This is a genomic window from Sphingomonas aurantiaca (assembly GCF_003050705.1).
GTDB lineage: Bacteria > Pseudomonadota > Alphaproteobacteria > Sphingomonadales > Sphingomonadaceae > Sphingomonas > Sphingomonas aurantiaca.
Genome location: NZ_QAOG01000002.1, coordinates 619,908 through 633,400 on the forward strand (window position 1 = coordinate 619,908; position 13,493 = coordinate 633,400).

12 protein-coding genes and 2 tRNA genes are annotated in these 13,493 nt (G+C 66.9%); 4 read left to right on the forward strand and 10 right to left on the reverse strand.

What is annotated here, in order from left to right:
- Positions 1-9: 9 nt before the first annotated feature.
- The 6 genes from C8J26_RS08335 to C8J26_RS08360 all read right to left on the reverse strand — a co-directional run bounded on the left by C8J26_RS08335 (position 10) and on the right by C8J26_RS08360 (position 8,119).
- Positions 10-897, reverse strand: coding sequence for an acyl-CoA thioesterase (locus tag C8J26_RS08335; RefSeq protein ID WP_107957475.1), 888 nt, complete (start codon positions 895-897; stop codon positions 10-12).
- 73 nt (positions 898-970) lie between these two features.
- Entirely contained in the window at positions 971-2,098 is a 1,128-nt protein-coding gene (locus C8J26_RS08340; RefSeq protein WP_107957476.1) for an acyl-CoA dehydrogenase family protein, read from the reverse strand.
- A 135-nt stretch (positions 2,099-2,233) separates the two neighbouring features.
- The gene (locus tag C8J26_RS08345) at positions 2,234-3,415 is read right to left on the reverse strand and encodes an acyl-CoA dehydrogenase family protein (protein WP_107957477.1); all 1,182 of its coding nucleotides are present in this window, start codon (positions 3,413-3,415) and stop codon (positions 2,234-2,236) included.
- 4 nt (positions 3,416-3,419) lie between these two features.
- The gene (locus C8J26_RS08350) at positions 3,420-4,724 is read right to left on the reverse strand and encodes an amidase family protein (RefSeq protein WP_107957478.1); all 1,305 of its coding nucleotides are present in this window, start codon (positions 4,722-4,724) and stop codon (positions 3,420-3,422) included.
- Between the two features lie 37 nt (positions 4,725-4,761).
- The gene (locus C8J26_RS08355; RefSeq protein WP_107957479.1) at positions 4,762-6,792 is read right to left on the reverse strand and encodes a 3-hydroxyacyl-CoA dehydrogenase NAD-binding domain-containing protein; all 2,031 of its coding nucleotides are present in this window, start codon (positions 6,790-6,792) and stop codon (positions 4,762-4,764) included.
- 106 nt (positions 6,793-6,898) lie between these two features.
- The gene (locus tag C8J26_RS08360) at positions 6,899-8,119 is read right to left on the reverse strand and encodes a serine hydrolase domain-containing protein (RefSeq protein WP_107957480.1); all 1,221 of its coding nucleotides are present in this window, start codon (positions 8,117-8,119) and stop codon (positions 6,899-6,901) included.
- A gap of 193 nt (positions 8,120-8,312) precedes the next feature.
- Here C8J26_RS08360 and C8J26_RS08365 point away from each other — a divergent pair, with 193 nt between their 5' ends.
- The 4 genes from C8J26_RS08365 (at position 8,313) to C8J26_RS08380 (ending at position 11,772) form a co-directional block, all read left to right on the forward strand.
- A complete protein-coding gene (locus C8J26_RS08365) occupies positions 8,313-10,010 on the forward strand; it encodes a class I adenylate-forming enzyme family protein (protein WP_107957624.1) in 1,698 nt (565 codons plus the stop codon).
- 318 nt (positions 10,011-10,328) lie between these two features.
- Complete coding sequence (locus C8J26_RS08370; RefSeq protein ID WP_107957625.1) at positions 10,329-11,477, forward strand: AI-2E family transporter; 1,149 nt, start codon at positions 10,329-10,331, stop codon at positions 11,475-11,477.
- A gap of 56 nt (positions 11,478-11,533) precedes the next feature.
- Positions 11,534-11,610 (forward strand) — tRNA-Asp (locus C8J26_RS08375).
- A gap of 85 nt (positions 11,611-11,695) precedes the next feature.
- Positions 11,696-11,772, forward strand: a tRNA-Asp gene (locus C8J26_RS08380).
- A 237-nt stretch (positions 11,773-12,009) separates the two neighbouring features.
- Here C8J26_RS08380 and C8J26_RS08385 read toward each other — a convergent pair.
- The 4 genes from C8J26_RS08385 to C8J26_RS08400 all read right to left on the reverse strand — a co-directional run bounded on the left by C8J26_RS08385 (position 12,010) and on the right by C8J26_RS08400 (position 13,492).
- Positions 12,010-12,210 (reverse strand): DUF2842 domain-containing protein, encoded by a 201-nt coding sequence (locus tag C8J26_RS08385; protein ID WP_107957481.1) that lies wholly within the window; start codon positions 12,208-12,210, stop codon positions 12,010-12,012.
- Positions 12,207-12,740, reverse strand: a complete 534-nt coding sequence (locus C8J26_RS08390; protein WP_107957482.1) for a 5-formyltetrahydrofolate cyclo-ligase — start codon at positions 12,738-12,740, stop codon at positions 12,207-12,209. The genes C8J26_RS08385 and C8J26_RS08390 overlap by 4 nt, the downstream gene beginning before the upstream one ends.
- 195 nt (positions 12,741-12,935) lie before the next feature.
- Positions 12,936-13,244: a cell division protein ZapA gene (locus C8J26_RS08395; protein ID WP_055877962.1), complete on the reverse strand. Its 309-nt coding sequence runs from the start codon at positions 13,242-13,244 to the stop codon at positions 12,936-12,938.
- Positions 13,244-13,492 carry a hypothetical protein gene (locus tag C8J26_RS08400; RefSeq protein WP_056418037.1) on the reverse strand — a complete coding sequence of 83 codons (249 nt, stop codon included), beginning with the start codon at positions 13,490-13,492 and terminating at the stop codon, positions 13,244-13,246. The genes C8J26_RS08395 and C8J26_RS08400 overlap by 1 nt, the downstream gene beginning before the upstream one ends.
- Position 13,493: the final 1 nt, after the last annotated feature.

Below are 13,493 nucleotides of genomic sequence, written 5' to 3' on the forward strand. Positions count from 1 at the left end.
GCGGGGGGGTTACTGGCGCATCCGGATCAGGCCCTCCTGCGCGACGCTGGCGACGAGGCGGCCGTCTCTCGCGTAGATCTTGCCGCGGTTGAAGCCGCGCGCATGGCCCGACCATGGGCTGTCGCAGGCGTAGAGCAGCCAGTCGTCGGCGCGAAAATCCTCGTGCAGCCACAGCGAATGATCGAGGCTGGCGGTCTGCAGCCCGGGCGTGATCCAGTTCTTGCCGTGCGGGAGCAGCGCGGTGCCGAGCAGCGCCATGTCGGAGGCGTATGCCAGGATCGCGCGGTGGATCGCCGGATCATCGCCGATCGGCGCGCAGAGCCGGAACCAGTTGGCATAGTGCGGCTCCTGCGGCGCCGGATCGATCCAGCTCCGCGGGTTGACCGGACGGACCTCGATCGGCCGCCACCGCAGCATGTGCGCGCGAAACTTCTCGGGGATGCCGTCGATAGTCTCGAGCCGCAGGTCGCGGTCGGAGCGCAAGGTTTCGGGCGCGGGCACGTCGGGCATTGCGTGCTGGTGGTGCAGGCCCTCTTCCGGCATCTGGAACGACGCCGCCATGTTGAGGATCGGCTGCCCCTTCTGCATCGCGATCACGCGGCGGGTCGCGAAGCTGCGGCCCTCGAAATCGCGGACGACGCGGAAGACGATCGGATAGTCCTCATTGCCCGGCCGCATGAAATAGGCGTGCAGCGAGTGGGCGGCCTTGGGGCCTTCGGTCGAGCGTTGCGCGGCTTGGAGCGCCTGCGCGATGACCTGCCCGCCGAACACGCGGCCGACGCCGCCGGGCTGGCGCTTGCCGACATAGAGATCGGTGTCGACCTCCTCGATCTCGAGCAGGTCGACGAGACCCTGGGCGAGCGCTTCGGGTGTTACTTCGGCAGTTTCGGCAGGCATCTGACCTCCTTGTTCACCCGCGAAGGCGGGTGCCCAGTCTGGGCCCCCGCCTTCGCGGGGGTACACGTTGGGGTCAATACCCAGCTGCGAGAGCCAGCCTGTCGGCATGGAAGTTCGCATCCCCGAACATCTCGGCGAGCACCCGCGCGCGCTTCATGTAGAAGCCGATATCATATTCGTCCGTCATGCCGATCCCGCCGTGCATCTGCACGCCTTCCTGGACGCTGAGCGTGGTCGCCAGTGCGGTCATCGCCTTGGCCACCGACACCGCCTCGTCCGCGCGGTCGCTGCCCTGGTCGAGCAGTTGCTGCGCCTTGAGGACGGCGGCGCGCGCGACCTCCATCTCCGAATAGAGATGCGCGGCGCGGTGCTGGAGCGCCTGGAAGCTGCCGATCAGCGTCCCGAACTGCTTGCGCTGTTTCATGTAGCCGACCGTCATGTCCATCGCGCCGCCGCCGACGCCGAGCAGTTCGGCCGACGCGCCGGTACGTCCTGCGCGGAGCAGGCGATCGAGCGGCGTGCGGCCGGCATCGACTTCACCGATTACCGCATCCGCGTCGACCTCGACGCCATCGAACTCGAGGCGCGCGGCAAGGCTGGCGTCGGCGAGGCGCTCGGCATGTGCGGAAAGCCCGGCGGCGTCCTTCGGCACCGCGAACAAGGTGATGCCGTCCGCGTCGTCGTCCGATCCCCCGGTGCGGGCCGCGACGATGATCAGGTCGGCAGTATGGCCGTGCGTGACGAACCTTTTCTCGCCGGTCAGCCGGAACCCGTTGCCCGACCGTTCGGCCTTCATCGCGACGGTATCGCGGTGCTTGGCGCGCTCGTCGATCGCGAGCGCGGCGACGGTCTCGCCGGCGATGATCCCGGGGAACCAGCGTTCGGCCTGGCCCGTGCCCTTGAGCGCCTCGACCGCCGCGACTGCGGTGGACAGGAACGGGGAGGGGGACAGGTTGCGCCCGATCTCCTCCAGCACCACGCCCGCCTCGACATGGCCAAGGCCCAAGCCACCCTGATCCTCGCCGATCAGGATGCCGGTAAAGCCCATCTCCGCGAACTGCTTCCACAGATCGCGCGAGAAGCCGGTCGTGTCGTCGGCGTCGCGCAAAGCCCGCATATGGCTGACCGGCGCATGCTCCGCGACGAAATCGCGAATGGTGTCCTGCAGGGCGGTCTGGTCGTCATCTAGGTAGAGTGGCATTTTGGTGCTCCGACGCCCGGGAAACCTCCGTCACCCCAGCGGAAGCTGGGGTATCGTGCGGCAGGGGGGGCGGTTCGTTACGGGGAGACCCCAGCTTCCGCTGGGGTGACGTGCTTTGGTCAGGTGATCGGTCTGTTATGCCGGCAGTTCCAGGATCCGCTTGGCGATGATGTTGAGCTGGATTTCGCTCGTTCCGCCCTCGATCGAGTTCGCCTTGGTCCGCAGCCACGACCGGGGAATAGCCCCGCCGCGCGACCGGTCGCTGTCCCATTCGAGCGCATCCGAACCGCCCGCCGCCATCATCAGCTCGTACCGCGACTTGTTCAGCTCGGTGCCGTAATATTTCATCATGCTCGGCTGCGCGGGGTGCGCCTTGCCTGCCTTGAGTTCGTCGATGAACCGCTCGGACATCGCCCCGAACGCCTTGGCGCGCACCTCGAACAGCGCGATCGACGCGCGCAGCAACGGATCGGCGAGCCGGCCGTCATGCCCGAGACCGACGGTGGCGATCGCACCGTCGATCAGCGGATTGCCGCCGCTCGACGCGAGCCCCATGCCGGAGATCATCTCGCGCTCATGCCCGAGCAGATATTTCGCGACGTCCCAGCCCTTGTTCTCGTCGTACACGCGGTTGACCTTGGGCACCTCGACATTGTCGAAGAACGTCTCGCAGAACGGCGAATTGCCGCTGATCAGCAGGATCGGCTTGGTCGACACGCCGGGCGAGGCCATGTCGAACAGCACGAAGCTGATCCCGCCTTGCTTGCTCGTCTTGTCGGTGCGGACGAGGCAGAAGATCCAGTCGGCCTTGTCGGCGTAGGAGGTCCACACCTTCTGCCCGTTAACGAGATAATGGTCGCCCTTGTCCTCTGCCGAGGTGGCGAGTCCTGCAAGGTCGGAGCCCGCATTCGGTTCGGAATAGCCCTGGCACCAGCGGATCTCGCCGCGCGCGATCTTGGTCAGGTGATCGAGCTTCTGCTCCTCGGTGCCATATTTCAGCAGCGCCGGTCCGAGCATCGAGATACCGAACGAGTTGAGCGGGTTGCGCGCCTTTATCGCCGCCATCTCCTCGCGCAAAATCTTGGTTTCGGCCGGCGACAGCCCGCCGCCGCCATAGGCCTTGGGCCAGTCTGGCACGGTCCAGCCCTTGGCGGCCATCTTGTCGAGCCAGTCCTTTTGCGCAGGCGACGACGGCTTGAACTGGCGGCCGCCCCAGCAGACATCGTCCTCAGAGCGCACGGGCTTGCGCATCTCGGGCGGGCAGTTTTCCGCGAGCCAGGCGCGGGTTTCGGACCGGAAAGTGTCGAGGTCGGACATCGGATCAGCTCCTGCTTGATCGGTGGGCGAGCGCGGCGACGGCGATCGCGTCGTGGTCGCGGTAACGGTTGGTGATGACCTGCACGCCGATCGGCAGGCCGCGCGGGTCGGTCCCGACGGGCACGCTGGTCGCGGGCAGATTGGGGAAGGTGGCGAGACCCGCCCAGGCGAACTGGACGCCGAACGGAGTGTCCTCGCCGTCGATCGACAGCGTGCGGCGCGCGACGTTGCGCTCGGCGATGTGCGCGAAGGCGTTCACGCCGCTGGCGGGCGCGATCACCGCGTCGACCTGCTCGAACAGCGCGCTCCAGGCGCGTTGCAGCCGCGCCTGCGAATCCAGCAGGTCGAACCAGTGCGACAGCGTCGCGACCTTGCCGTCGCGCGCCGGGCCGCCGCGCGTCATCGCGATGCCGAGCATCCGCATGTAATCCGCATGTTGCGCCGCCAGGTCGATCGGTGGCGCGGCGTGCGACACGATGGCACCTGCGCGGCCCAGCGTCTCGCCGACCTGCTCGATCGCGGACACGATCGACGCGTCCACGCGCGCCGCGGGATGTGCGGTCAGCAGCAGGATCCGCGGCCGGGCGAGGTCGATGCTCGGGCGGGGCAGCGGGAGGTCGGCAAGGATGTCGAGTGCGACGGCCAGATCCTCGGGATCGCGCGCGAGCGGGCCGATCACGCCCAGGACGGCGCTCGCCCCGTCGGTGCCGGGAACGCGGTGGCCGATGTCGGACAGCACGCCATAGGTCGGCTTGTGCCCCCAGACGCCGCAGAAAGCCGCCGGCACGCGGATCGAGCCGCCGATGTCGGAGCCAAGCTCGAGCGGCACCATGCCCGAGGCGAGCGCAGCCGCGCCGCCGCCCGACGATCCGCCGGGGGTGAGGGTGGTGTCGAGCGGATGGTTGGTGCGGCCATAGATCGGATTGTCGGCTTGCCAGTCGCTCAACCGCACTGGCACGTTGGTCTTGCCCAGGATCACCGCGCCCGCCGTTTTCAGCCGCGTGACCGCCTCCGCATCCCGGTCGACGATATTGTCGCGGTGGATCCCGACGCCCCAGCTGGTCGGCAGACCGGCGACGTCGAACGATTCCTTCACCGTCATCGGCACACCGAACAGCGGACGTTCGTCCGGCCCCTGCGCGTCGAGCGCGCTGGCAGCGGCGCGCGCGCGTGCGAAATCGCGGACGACGACGGCGTTGATCGCACCGTCGCGTGCCTCGATCCGCGCGATCGCCGCCTCGCACTCGGCGAGCGCGGTCGTCTCACCCGCACGGATCGCCGCCGCGGTCTGGAGCGCAGACCTCTCCATCAGAATGCGTTCGCCCGGACGAGGCGGTCGTGCGCGATCACTTCAGGCGACCGCCCGATTCCGCAGCATCCTTCAGCGACTTCGCCACCGGGAAGTCGTATTTCTCCAGCCCCGCGACGACCTTCGCCAGGCCCTCGGACTGCGCCCAGAACATCGGGCCGCCGCGATAGACGGGCCAGCCATAGCCGTAGATCCAGACCACATCGACGTCGGACGCGCGCTGCGCCTTGCCCTCTTCGAGGATCAGCGCGCCTTCGTTGACCATCGTGTAGAGCGTGCGGACGACGATCTCCTCGTCGCTGATCGCGCGCGGGGTGACGCCCGACTTGGCGCGGAAATCGTCGATGATTTCCGTCACGCGGGGGGAGTTCGAGGGGGTGCGCTTCTCGTCATAATCGTAGAAGCCGGCCTTGGTCTTCTGGCCCCAGCGGTTTTCGGCGGCGAGCGCGTCGCGGATGTTCTCGATCCGGCTCGGGTCGCGGTGCCAGCCGATATCGACGCCCGCGAGATCGCTCATCTGGAACGGGCCCATCGGCATGCCGAACGCGACGTGGACCTTGTCGATCTGCTCCGGGCTCGCGCCCTCGAGCAACAGCTTGGTCGCCTCGACCTGGCGCGGCATCAGCATGCGGTTGCCGATGAAGCCGTAGGTGACGCCCGCGACGACCGCGACCTTCTTGATCTTCTTGGCGAGCGCCATGACGGTCGCGAGCACGTCGTCCGCGGTCTTGTCGCCGCGGACCACCTCGAGCAGCTTCATCACGTTGGCGGGCGAGAAGAAGTGCATGCCCACGACGTCCTCAGGACGCTTCGTGCAGGCCGCGATCTCGTCGATGTTGAGATAGGAGGTGTTCGAGGCGAGGATCGCGCCGGGCTTCGCGATCGCGTCGAGACGCGTGAAGATATCCTTCTTCACCTCCATCGTCTCGTAGACCGCCTCGATGATCAGGTCGCATTCGGCGAGATCGGCGAAGTCGAGCGTCGGCTTCAGCGCGCCCATCGCCTGCTCGACCTGCTCGGGCTTCATCCGGCCCTTGGCGGCGGTCGCCTCGTAATTCTTGCGGACGACGCCGGTGCCGCGGTCGAGCGCGTCCTGCTGCATCTCGACGATCGTGACCGGGATGCCGGCCGACAGGAAGTTCATCGAGATGCCGCCGCCCATCGTGCCCGCGCCGATCACGCCGACGCGCTTGATCTCGCGCAGCTTGGTGTCGGCGGGGACGTCGTCGATCTTGGCGGCCTGGCGCTCGGCGAAGAAGATGTGGCGTTGCGCGGCGGACTGGACGCCCATCATCAGCGCCATGAACTGTTCGCGTTCGAACGCGATACCGTCGGCGAAGCTGGAGCCGTCGGCGGCCTTCTCGACGCAGGCGATGTTGGCGGCGGGCGCGTCGAAGTTGCGGAAGCGGCGCGCGTTTTCCGTCTTGAACGCGGCGACCGCGTCGGGATCGGCCTGCGCGGTCTTTTCGGACGCGCGGGGTAGGGGGCGCTTGGTCGCGATTTCTCGCGCGAAGGCGATGGCGTCGGCCTCGAGGCTGTCCTCGCCGACGATCTTGTCGATCAGGCCGGCGTCGAGCGCCTTCTTCGCCGAGATCGGATCGCCCTTCGCGGTCATCTCGAGCGCGAGCCTCACGCCGGCGATGCGCGGGATACGCTGCGTGCCGCCCGCGCCGGGGAGCAGGCCGAGCTTCACCTCGGGCGTGCCGATCTTGGCCGAGGGGACGGCGACGCGGTAATGGCAGCCGAGCGTGACCTCGCACCCGCCGCCGAGCGCGGTGCCGTGGATCGCGGCGACGACCGGCTTCGACGAGGCCTCGATCATGTCGACGACGGTCGGCAGGCCGGGCTCGACCATTTCCTTGCCGAACTCGGTGATGTCGGCGCCGGCGAAGAAGGTGCGGCCGTCGCAGCGGATGACCATCGCGGTGACGCTGTCGTCGGCGATTCCGTCCTTGACCGCGGCTTCGAGGCCCTGGCGGACCGCGGCGCCGAGCGCGTTGACCGGCGGGTTGTTCGAGATGATCACGAGGACGTCGTCATGGCGTTCGGTGCGGATCGGGCTGGTCATATAATCTCCTGCGGTTTGAACGTCATGCCAGCGAAAGCTGGTATCTCCTCGTAATGGGGAGACCCCAGCGTTCGCTGGGGTGACGAGATATGTCGACGTCGGTGGATCAGGTCATCGCGGCGTAGATCATCGTCTTCAGCTCGCGGCGGATCGGATAGAGGCTGCTGGGCGACAGCTGCGTCATGAACACCATCGAGACGCGCTCGACCGGATCGACGAAGAACGCGGTCGAGAACATCCCGCCCCAGTAATATTCGCCCTGCGAGCCCGGCACCATCGTCCTGGCGACGTCGTCGGTGATAGCGAAGCCGAGGCCGAACCCGGTGCCCGCGTTCGATGCCTCGCTGAACAGCGATTTCGACATCGTCGCGAGATCGGACTTCCCGGGCAAATGGTTCTGCGTCATCAGAGCGAGCGTCTTGCGCCCGAGGATGCGCGCGCCGTCGAGTTCGCCGCCGTTCAGCAGCATCGTGTTGAACCGGTGGTAATCGAGCGCGGTCGAGACGAGTCCGCCGCCGCCCGAGACGAGCTTCGGCATCCGGCTCCATGCGCTGTCCGCGCCGCGATCGTACATCACGCGGCCCTTGCCGGGGATAAGCGTGTAGCAATCGGTGAGGCGGTCGATCTTGCCCTTGGGGACCTGGAAGAACGTGTCCTTCATCTTGAGCGGCGCGAAGATGCGCGTCTTGAAGAACTGGTCGAGCGGCAGCCCCGACACGCGCTGTACGACCGCGCCGAGCACGTCGGTCGCGACCGAATAATTCCACGCGGTACCCGGCGAGAATTCGAGCGGGATCTGCGCCAGCGCGGCGACGAAGCCGTCGAGATCATGGCCGCCGTGCCAATTCTCGATCTTGCCCTCGCGGTAAGCGGCGTCGATGTTCGAGCGATTCTGAAAGCTGTAGGTGAGCCCCGCGGTGTGGCGGAGAAGGTCGATCATCCGCATCGGCTCGGCGGGCGGCTTGGTCACGAACGGCACGCCGCCGCCACCGCCGTTATAGACGCCGATATCCTTGAATTCGGGCAGGACGTGATGGACCGGCGTGTCGACCGCGACGAGACCCTGCTCGACCAGCATCATGAACGCGACCGAGGTGATCGGCTTGGTCATCGACGCGATCCGGAACAGCGATCCCTCGTCGACGGTCTTGCCGCCTTCGCGGGCGGCGCCGGCATGCGAGAAGTGCACCACCTCGCCGTCGCGCGCGATCAGCAACTGCGCATTGGGGAGTTTGCCCGAGTCGAGATAACGGGTCTGGAGCAGCGCATCGATCGCGGCCAGACGGCTTGCGTCGAAGCCATGTGCCGAGGGCTTGGCGATTTTCATGATTCGATCGTCCCCGTCACGGCCCGCTCCATACCCCTAGTTCGAACTTAATGCCTCTATTGCCTTGAGCGGAGCAGGAATCAACTATAACCTGTCTTCGAACAGGCGATAAGCCAAACCCGAAATTCAACTCTGGAGTCAACCGGTCTTGGCAAGCGAACCGATCATCGCATCCGATCCCTCCTGGCCGGCGATGTCGCTCGCCGATGCCGAGCGACTGCTGACCGCACCCGGCGCGAAGTTCGAGATGGCGACACTGGCGATCGACGGCGTCGAGACGCGGATCTGGAAGAACGCGCCGCCGTCTCTGCGCTGGCTCGCCGAGGCGGCGCGTGCGCATGGCGAGCGCGTGTTCACGGCGTATGAGGACGAGCGCGTCACGTACGAGGCGAATTTTCGCGCGATCGCGGTGCTGGCGCACCGATTGCGCGACATGGGGATCGGCGCTGGCGACCGCGTGGCGCTGGCGATGCGCAATCTGCCCGAATGGCCGGTGGCGTTCTTCGCCGGCGCGAGCATCGGTGCGATCATGGTGCCGCTCAATGCGTGGTGGACCGGCGCGGAGATGGAATATGGCCTGGCCGATTCGGGCGCGCGCGTGCTGATCACTGACGACGAGCGGCATCATCGGCTGGAGGCGGCATACGCGACGCTGCCCGCGCTGGAGCATGTGTTCGTCGCGCGGGCGGCGGAACCGCTGACGGGGATCGTGACGCGGCTCGAGGACGTGATCGGGACGCCGCACGACTGGGCGGCGTTGCCCGATATTGGCCTGCCCGAGGCGACGATCGCGCCCGACGACGATGCGACGATCTTCTACACCAGTGGCACCACCGGCGCGCCCAAGGGCGCGCTGGGGACGCACCGCAACATGATGTCGAACATTTTGTCGGGTGGTTATTCGTCGGCGCGGTCGTTCCTGCGGCGTGGCGAGGCGCCCGCGGAGCCGACGCCGCGCGTGACGCTGACGGTGATCCCGCTGTTCCACGTCACCGCGTGCTCGGCGGGGATGATGGGGGTGATCGCGACGGGCAGCACGATGATCTTCATGCGCAAATGGGACACGATCCGCGCGATGGAGATCATCGAGCGCGAAAAGGTCAACATCACTGGCGGCGTACCGACGATCGCGTGGCAGCTGCTCGAACATCCCGATCGCGACAAATACGACCTCTCGTCGCTCGAATCGATCGCCTATGGCGGTGCGCCCGCGGCGCCTGAGCTGGTGAAGCGGATCCATGCCGAGTTCGGCGCGATGCCCGGCAACGGCTGGGGCATGACCGAGACGATGGCGACCGTCACGCATCACGGCGCCGAGGAATATCTCAACCGCCCGACCAGCGCGGGGCCACCGGTCGCGGTCGCCGACCTCAAGATCGTCGCGGACGACGGCATGACCGAGCTGCCGGTGGGCGAGATCGGCGAGCTCTGGGCGCGCGGGCCGATGATCGTGAAGGGCTATTGGAACAAGCCCGAGGCCACCGCGGCGACGTTCGTCGACGGCTGGGTGCGCACCGGCGATCTCGCGCGGCTCGACGAGGAGGGGTTCTGCTACATCGTCGACCGCGCCAAGGACATGATCATCCGCGGCGGCGAGAATATCTATTCGAGCGAGGTCGAGAACGTCCTGTACGCGCATCCGGCGGTGACCGATGCGGCGCTGATCGGCATCCCGCACCGGATCCTGGGCGAGGAGCCCGCGGCGGTGGTGCACCTCGCGCCCGGCGCGGTGACGACCGAGGCCGAATTGCAGGGCTGGGTGCGGCAGCATCTGGCGGCGTTCAAGACGCCGGTCGCGGTGCGGTTCGTGCACGAGACGCTGCCGAGGAACGCGAACGGCAAGATCCTCAAGAAGGACCTGCAGGGGCTGTTCGCGGATCGGGTGGCGTGACGGCGTAGACCTCGGCGATCACGACTTCCGCGTCATCCTGACGAAAGTCAGGATCCAGGGTACCGTAGGGCACGCTTTGCAGCTCTGGATCCTGACTTTCGTCAGGATGACGGGAGCGAAATAGATTATGCGTGCGGCTCTCGTCCGGCTTGTATGCCGACCGCGATTACGGGATGGGGTGGCAAAGGAATTGCCATGACGGACGAGGGACTTCGCCAGGAACCAAGCCAGCCGCTGGGCGGGGGCGGCGCCGTTGCGGAAGGTCCGCCGGCCGAAAGTGCGTTCGGACTACCGATCGCGGTCGGCGTCGAGGATGCGATGCGAATCGCGCAGCGGCGCGATCGCCTGCTCGCGGCGCTGACGCTGACCGCCGGTGTCGGCCTCATCCTCGCCATGCCGTTCGCGTTGAAGGCAGGGGCGGAATTCTTCCTGCCGCTCACGATCGCGCTCGTGATCTCGGTCGCGCTCGTGCCAGTGCTCGAATGGCTCGAGCGGCGTCACGTGCCGTCGCCGCTGGCCGCGATCCTGTGCATCCTCGTCTTCCTGATCGCCGCGAACATCGCGATCGCGGCGATTCTCGTGCCCGCGACCGATTTCTTCCGGCTGCTGCCGACCCGGCTCGACCGGATCCAGAGCAACCTCGCGCCGCTGCTCGATCTGTATTCGAGCCTCGAGAAATATGTGAACAAGACGCTGCGCCAGGTCGCGTCGACGCCGATCAAGCAGCCGGCGACCGCCGGGGTGGCCGCGCCGGGCTCGATCCTCGAACTCGCCGCGACGTCAGCGCCTGCGGTCATCGTGCAGTTCCTGTTCGGCGTCCTGATCGTGTTCTTCTTCCTGTCCGGTTGGACGCGGATGCGGCGCCAGACGATTACCGGGCGGACCAGCTTCGACGGCGCGATGGCGACCGCGCGCGTGATCCAGGACATCGTCGACGACGTGTCCGCCTATCTCGGCACGATCACCGTCATCAACATCCTGCTCGGGATCGTCACCGGCACCGCGCTGTGGTTCATCGGCATGCCCTATCCCGCGATGTGGGGCGGGATCGTCGCGTTGCTCAACTACATCCCATATTTCGGGCCGGTGATCGGCGCGTTCCTGCTCGCGCTCGGCGGGTTGATGACGTTTTCGGACATCTGGATGGCGTTGCTGCCGCCCGCGCTGATGTACGGGCTGCATCTGGTCGAGGCGAACGCGATCACGCCGTTCGTCGTCGGTCACCGGCTGACGATCAGCCCGCTGCTGATCCTGATCTCGCTGAGCTTCTGGGGATGGGTGTGGGGCACGTCGGGCGCGCTGCTGGCGGTCCCGCTGCTCATCATCCTCCAGACGGTCATCAAGGCGGCGGGCAAGCCCGATATCGCCGGCTTCCTGTTCGAGCACGGGACGCTCGTGCAGCCCAAGGCCGGGCGAAATCGTCGTCGCGGCGACCCGCCCGAGGCACAACGTGAAACAGGTGGTTGAAATGGGGGTTGACGGTATCCGAACCCTCGCCTAGTTGCCGCCTCCACGCTGTTTCAGCGGGTGTAGCTCAGTTGGTTAGAGCGCCGGCCTGTCACGCCGGAGGTCGCGGGTTCGAGTCCCGTCACTCGCGCCATCGTTTCGATGGTTCGAGAAAGTGTTGAGGTTTTGACGAGCCTGCCGCAGGGTCCCTTGGGATGCCGAGGTTCGTCATTGGGAATGCGGGTGTAGCTCAGTTGGTTAGAGCGCCGGCCTGTCACGCCGGAGGTCGCGGGTTCGAGTCCCGTCACTCGCGCCACCCTTGATGGGTGGCCGAGACCCTTCCAGATTTCGGATGCTGCGAGCATTCCTCCCACATACCGTTCGTGCTGAGTAGAGACCGGGTAGCTCCGTTAGGAGCGTATCGAGGGCTCGTATCGAAGCATGGTCATCGCGCGCCAACCCGTCCTTCGATACGCCCTCTCGATACGCCGCCTGCGGCGGCTACTCGATGGCTACTCAGGACGAACGGGAGTGGGGTGGGCGGGGTGCGTGGCTACCGCCCGATCTCCATCCACCGCAGCACAGGCTTCAACGGCGTGATCCAGATCAGCCCGGTGAAGACGTAGAAGACGAGCTGCGCCAGCCAGTGCCAGCTGCCGACGATGGTCGACAGGCTCACGATCGCCACGCACCACACCAGGATCAGAAGCAGGATGCCGAGCATCCCGACGGGTTTGCGCCAGGTGGGCGTCATAGCGTGATCCATTCGAGTTCGGTGGCGATGGCGTGGAGGGGCACGTCCCACGGGTCTGGGGTCAGGCTATCGACCTGCTGGACCGACAGCGCAATGCCGACGCGCCACGCATCGGGGTGGGCGAGGAAAGCGCGGTCGTAATAGCCGGCACCCTGGCCGATTCGGTTGCCGCTACGATCGAAGCCGACGAGCGGGGTCAGGATGATGTCGGGCGCGAGCTCGGCCGCATCCTCGGCAGGCTGGTGGAGGCCGAACGGACCCGCGATCAGCGCAGCCTCGGTCTCCCACGACAGAAACCGCATCGGCAGCGATCGACGCACCACATGCGGCAGCGCGATGACGCAGCCCCCGTCGACCGCGGCGCGCGCGAACGGCGACGGATCGGCCTCACCGCCGAAGGGGACATAGGAAGCGACGGTCATGCCCGGCTTCAGTCGCGCCAGGAACGCCGAGGGCACGGGGATAGCGACTGGGGCGCACGCGTCTCGCGCGGCGCGCAGCGAGGCTCTGAGCACGCTTTTGTCGGTCATGCGCGCGAGCCAATGAAACAGGGTGGTGTGGCGGGCCCACCATGGCCGTGTGCCGGGTTATCCACTGACGCACGGTACGTCAGGTGGGGACCATGTGCTTCGGACCAGGATCCTAACAGGGACAGCCCCCTATGGATGATGAATAGCCTCAGGGATAATAAAGGCTCGTACCGGGCAGAACCCGCCAAGGCCAATCTAGGCGCTCGGCGGGCTTAGCTCAAGGGCCTCGGCAAGGTCTTCGAGACGATCGGCGATCCGCGTCAGTGCGATCTCGCTGACCGCCGAGCCTTCGGGCGGGCGATGCGCGGCTTCGTCGAGGTCGTCGGCGAGCATCAGTGCGACGAACAGCATCGCGCGTTCGGCGCTCAGGCCGCCCGCGGCACGGTCCGCGATCGGCCAGCGTTCGGCGAGCATCGCGCCGAGCAACCGGACGCGCGATTCCTCGCCATCGCGGCAGGCGACGGCATGCGGGCGGCCGCCGATATCGAGCATGACCTGTGCCATTAGTTCGGGCTCCCGCGCGTGATGACGTCGTCGAGCGCCGCGACCGCTTCGGCCATCCGCGCCTTGAGCGCCGCATGGCGCTTGGCGAGTGCGTCGCCGCTGCGCGTGCGGGCGTTGATCGCGGCTTCGATCCGGATGATCGCGGCGTCGATCCGGTCGACCGCCGCCGTATCCGCTATAGTCTCTTGAGTCGTTTCCGGCGTCGGGGCGGACGCCCGATCCGATGGTGTGTCTGGAGTATCTGGCATG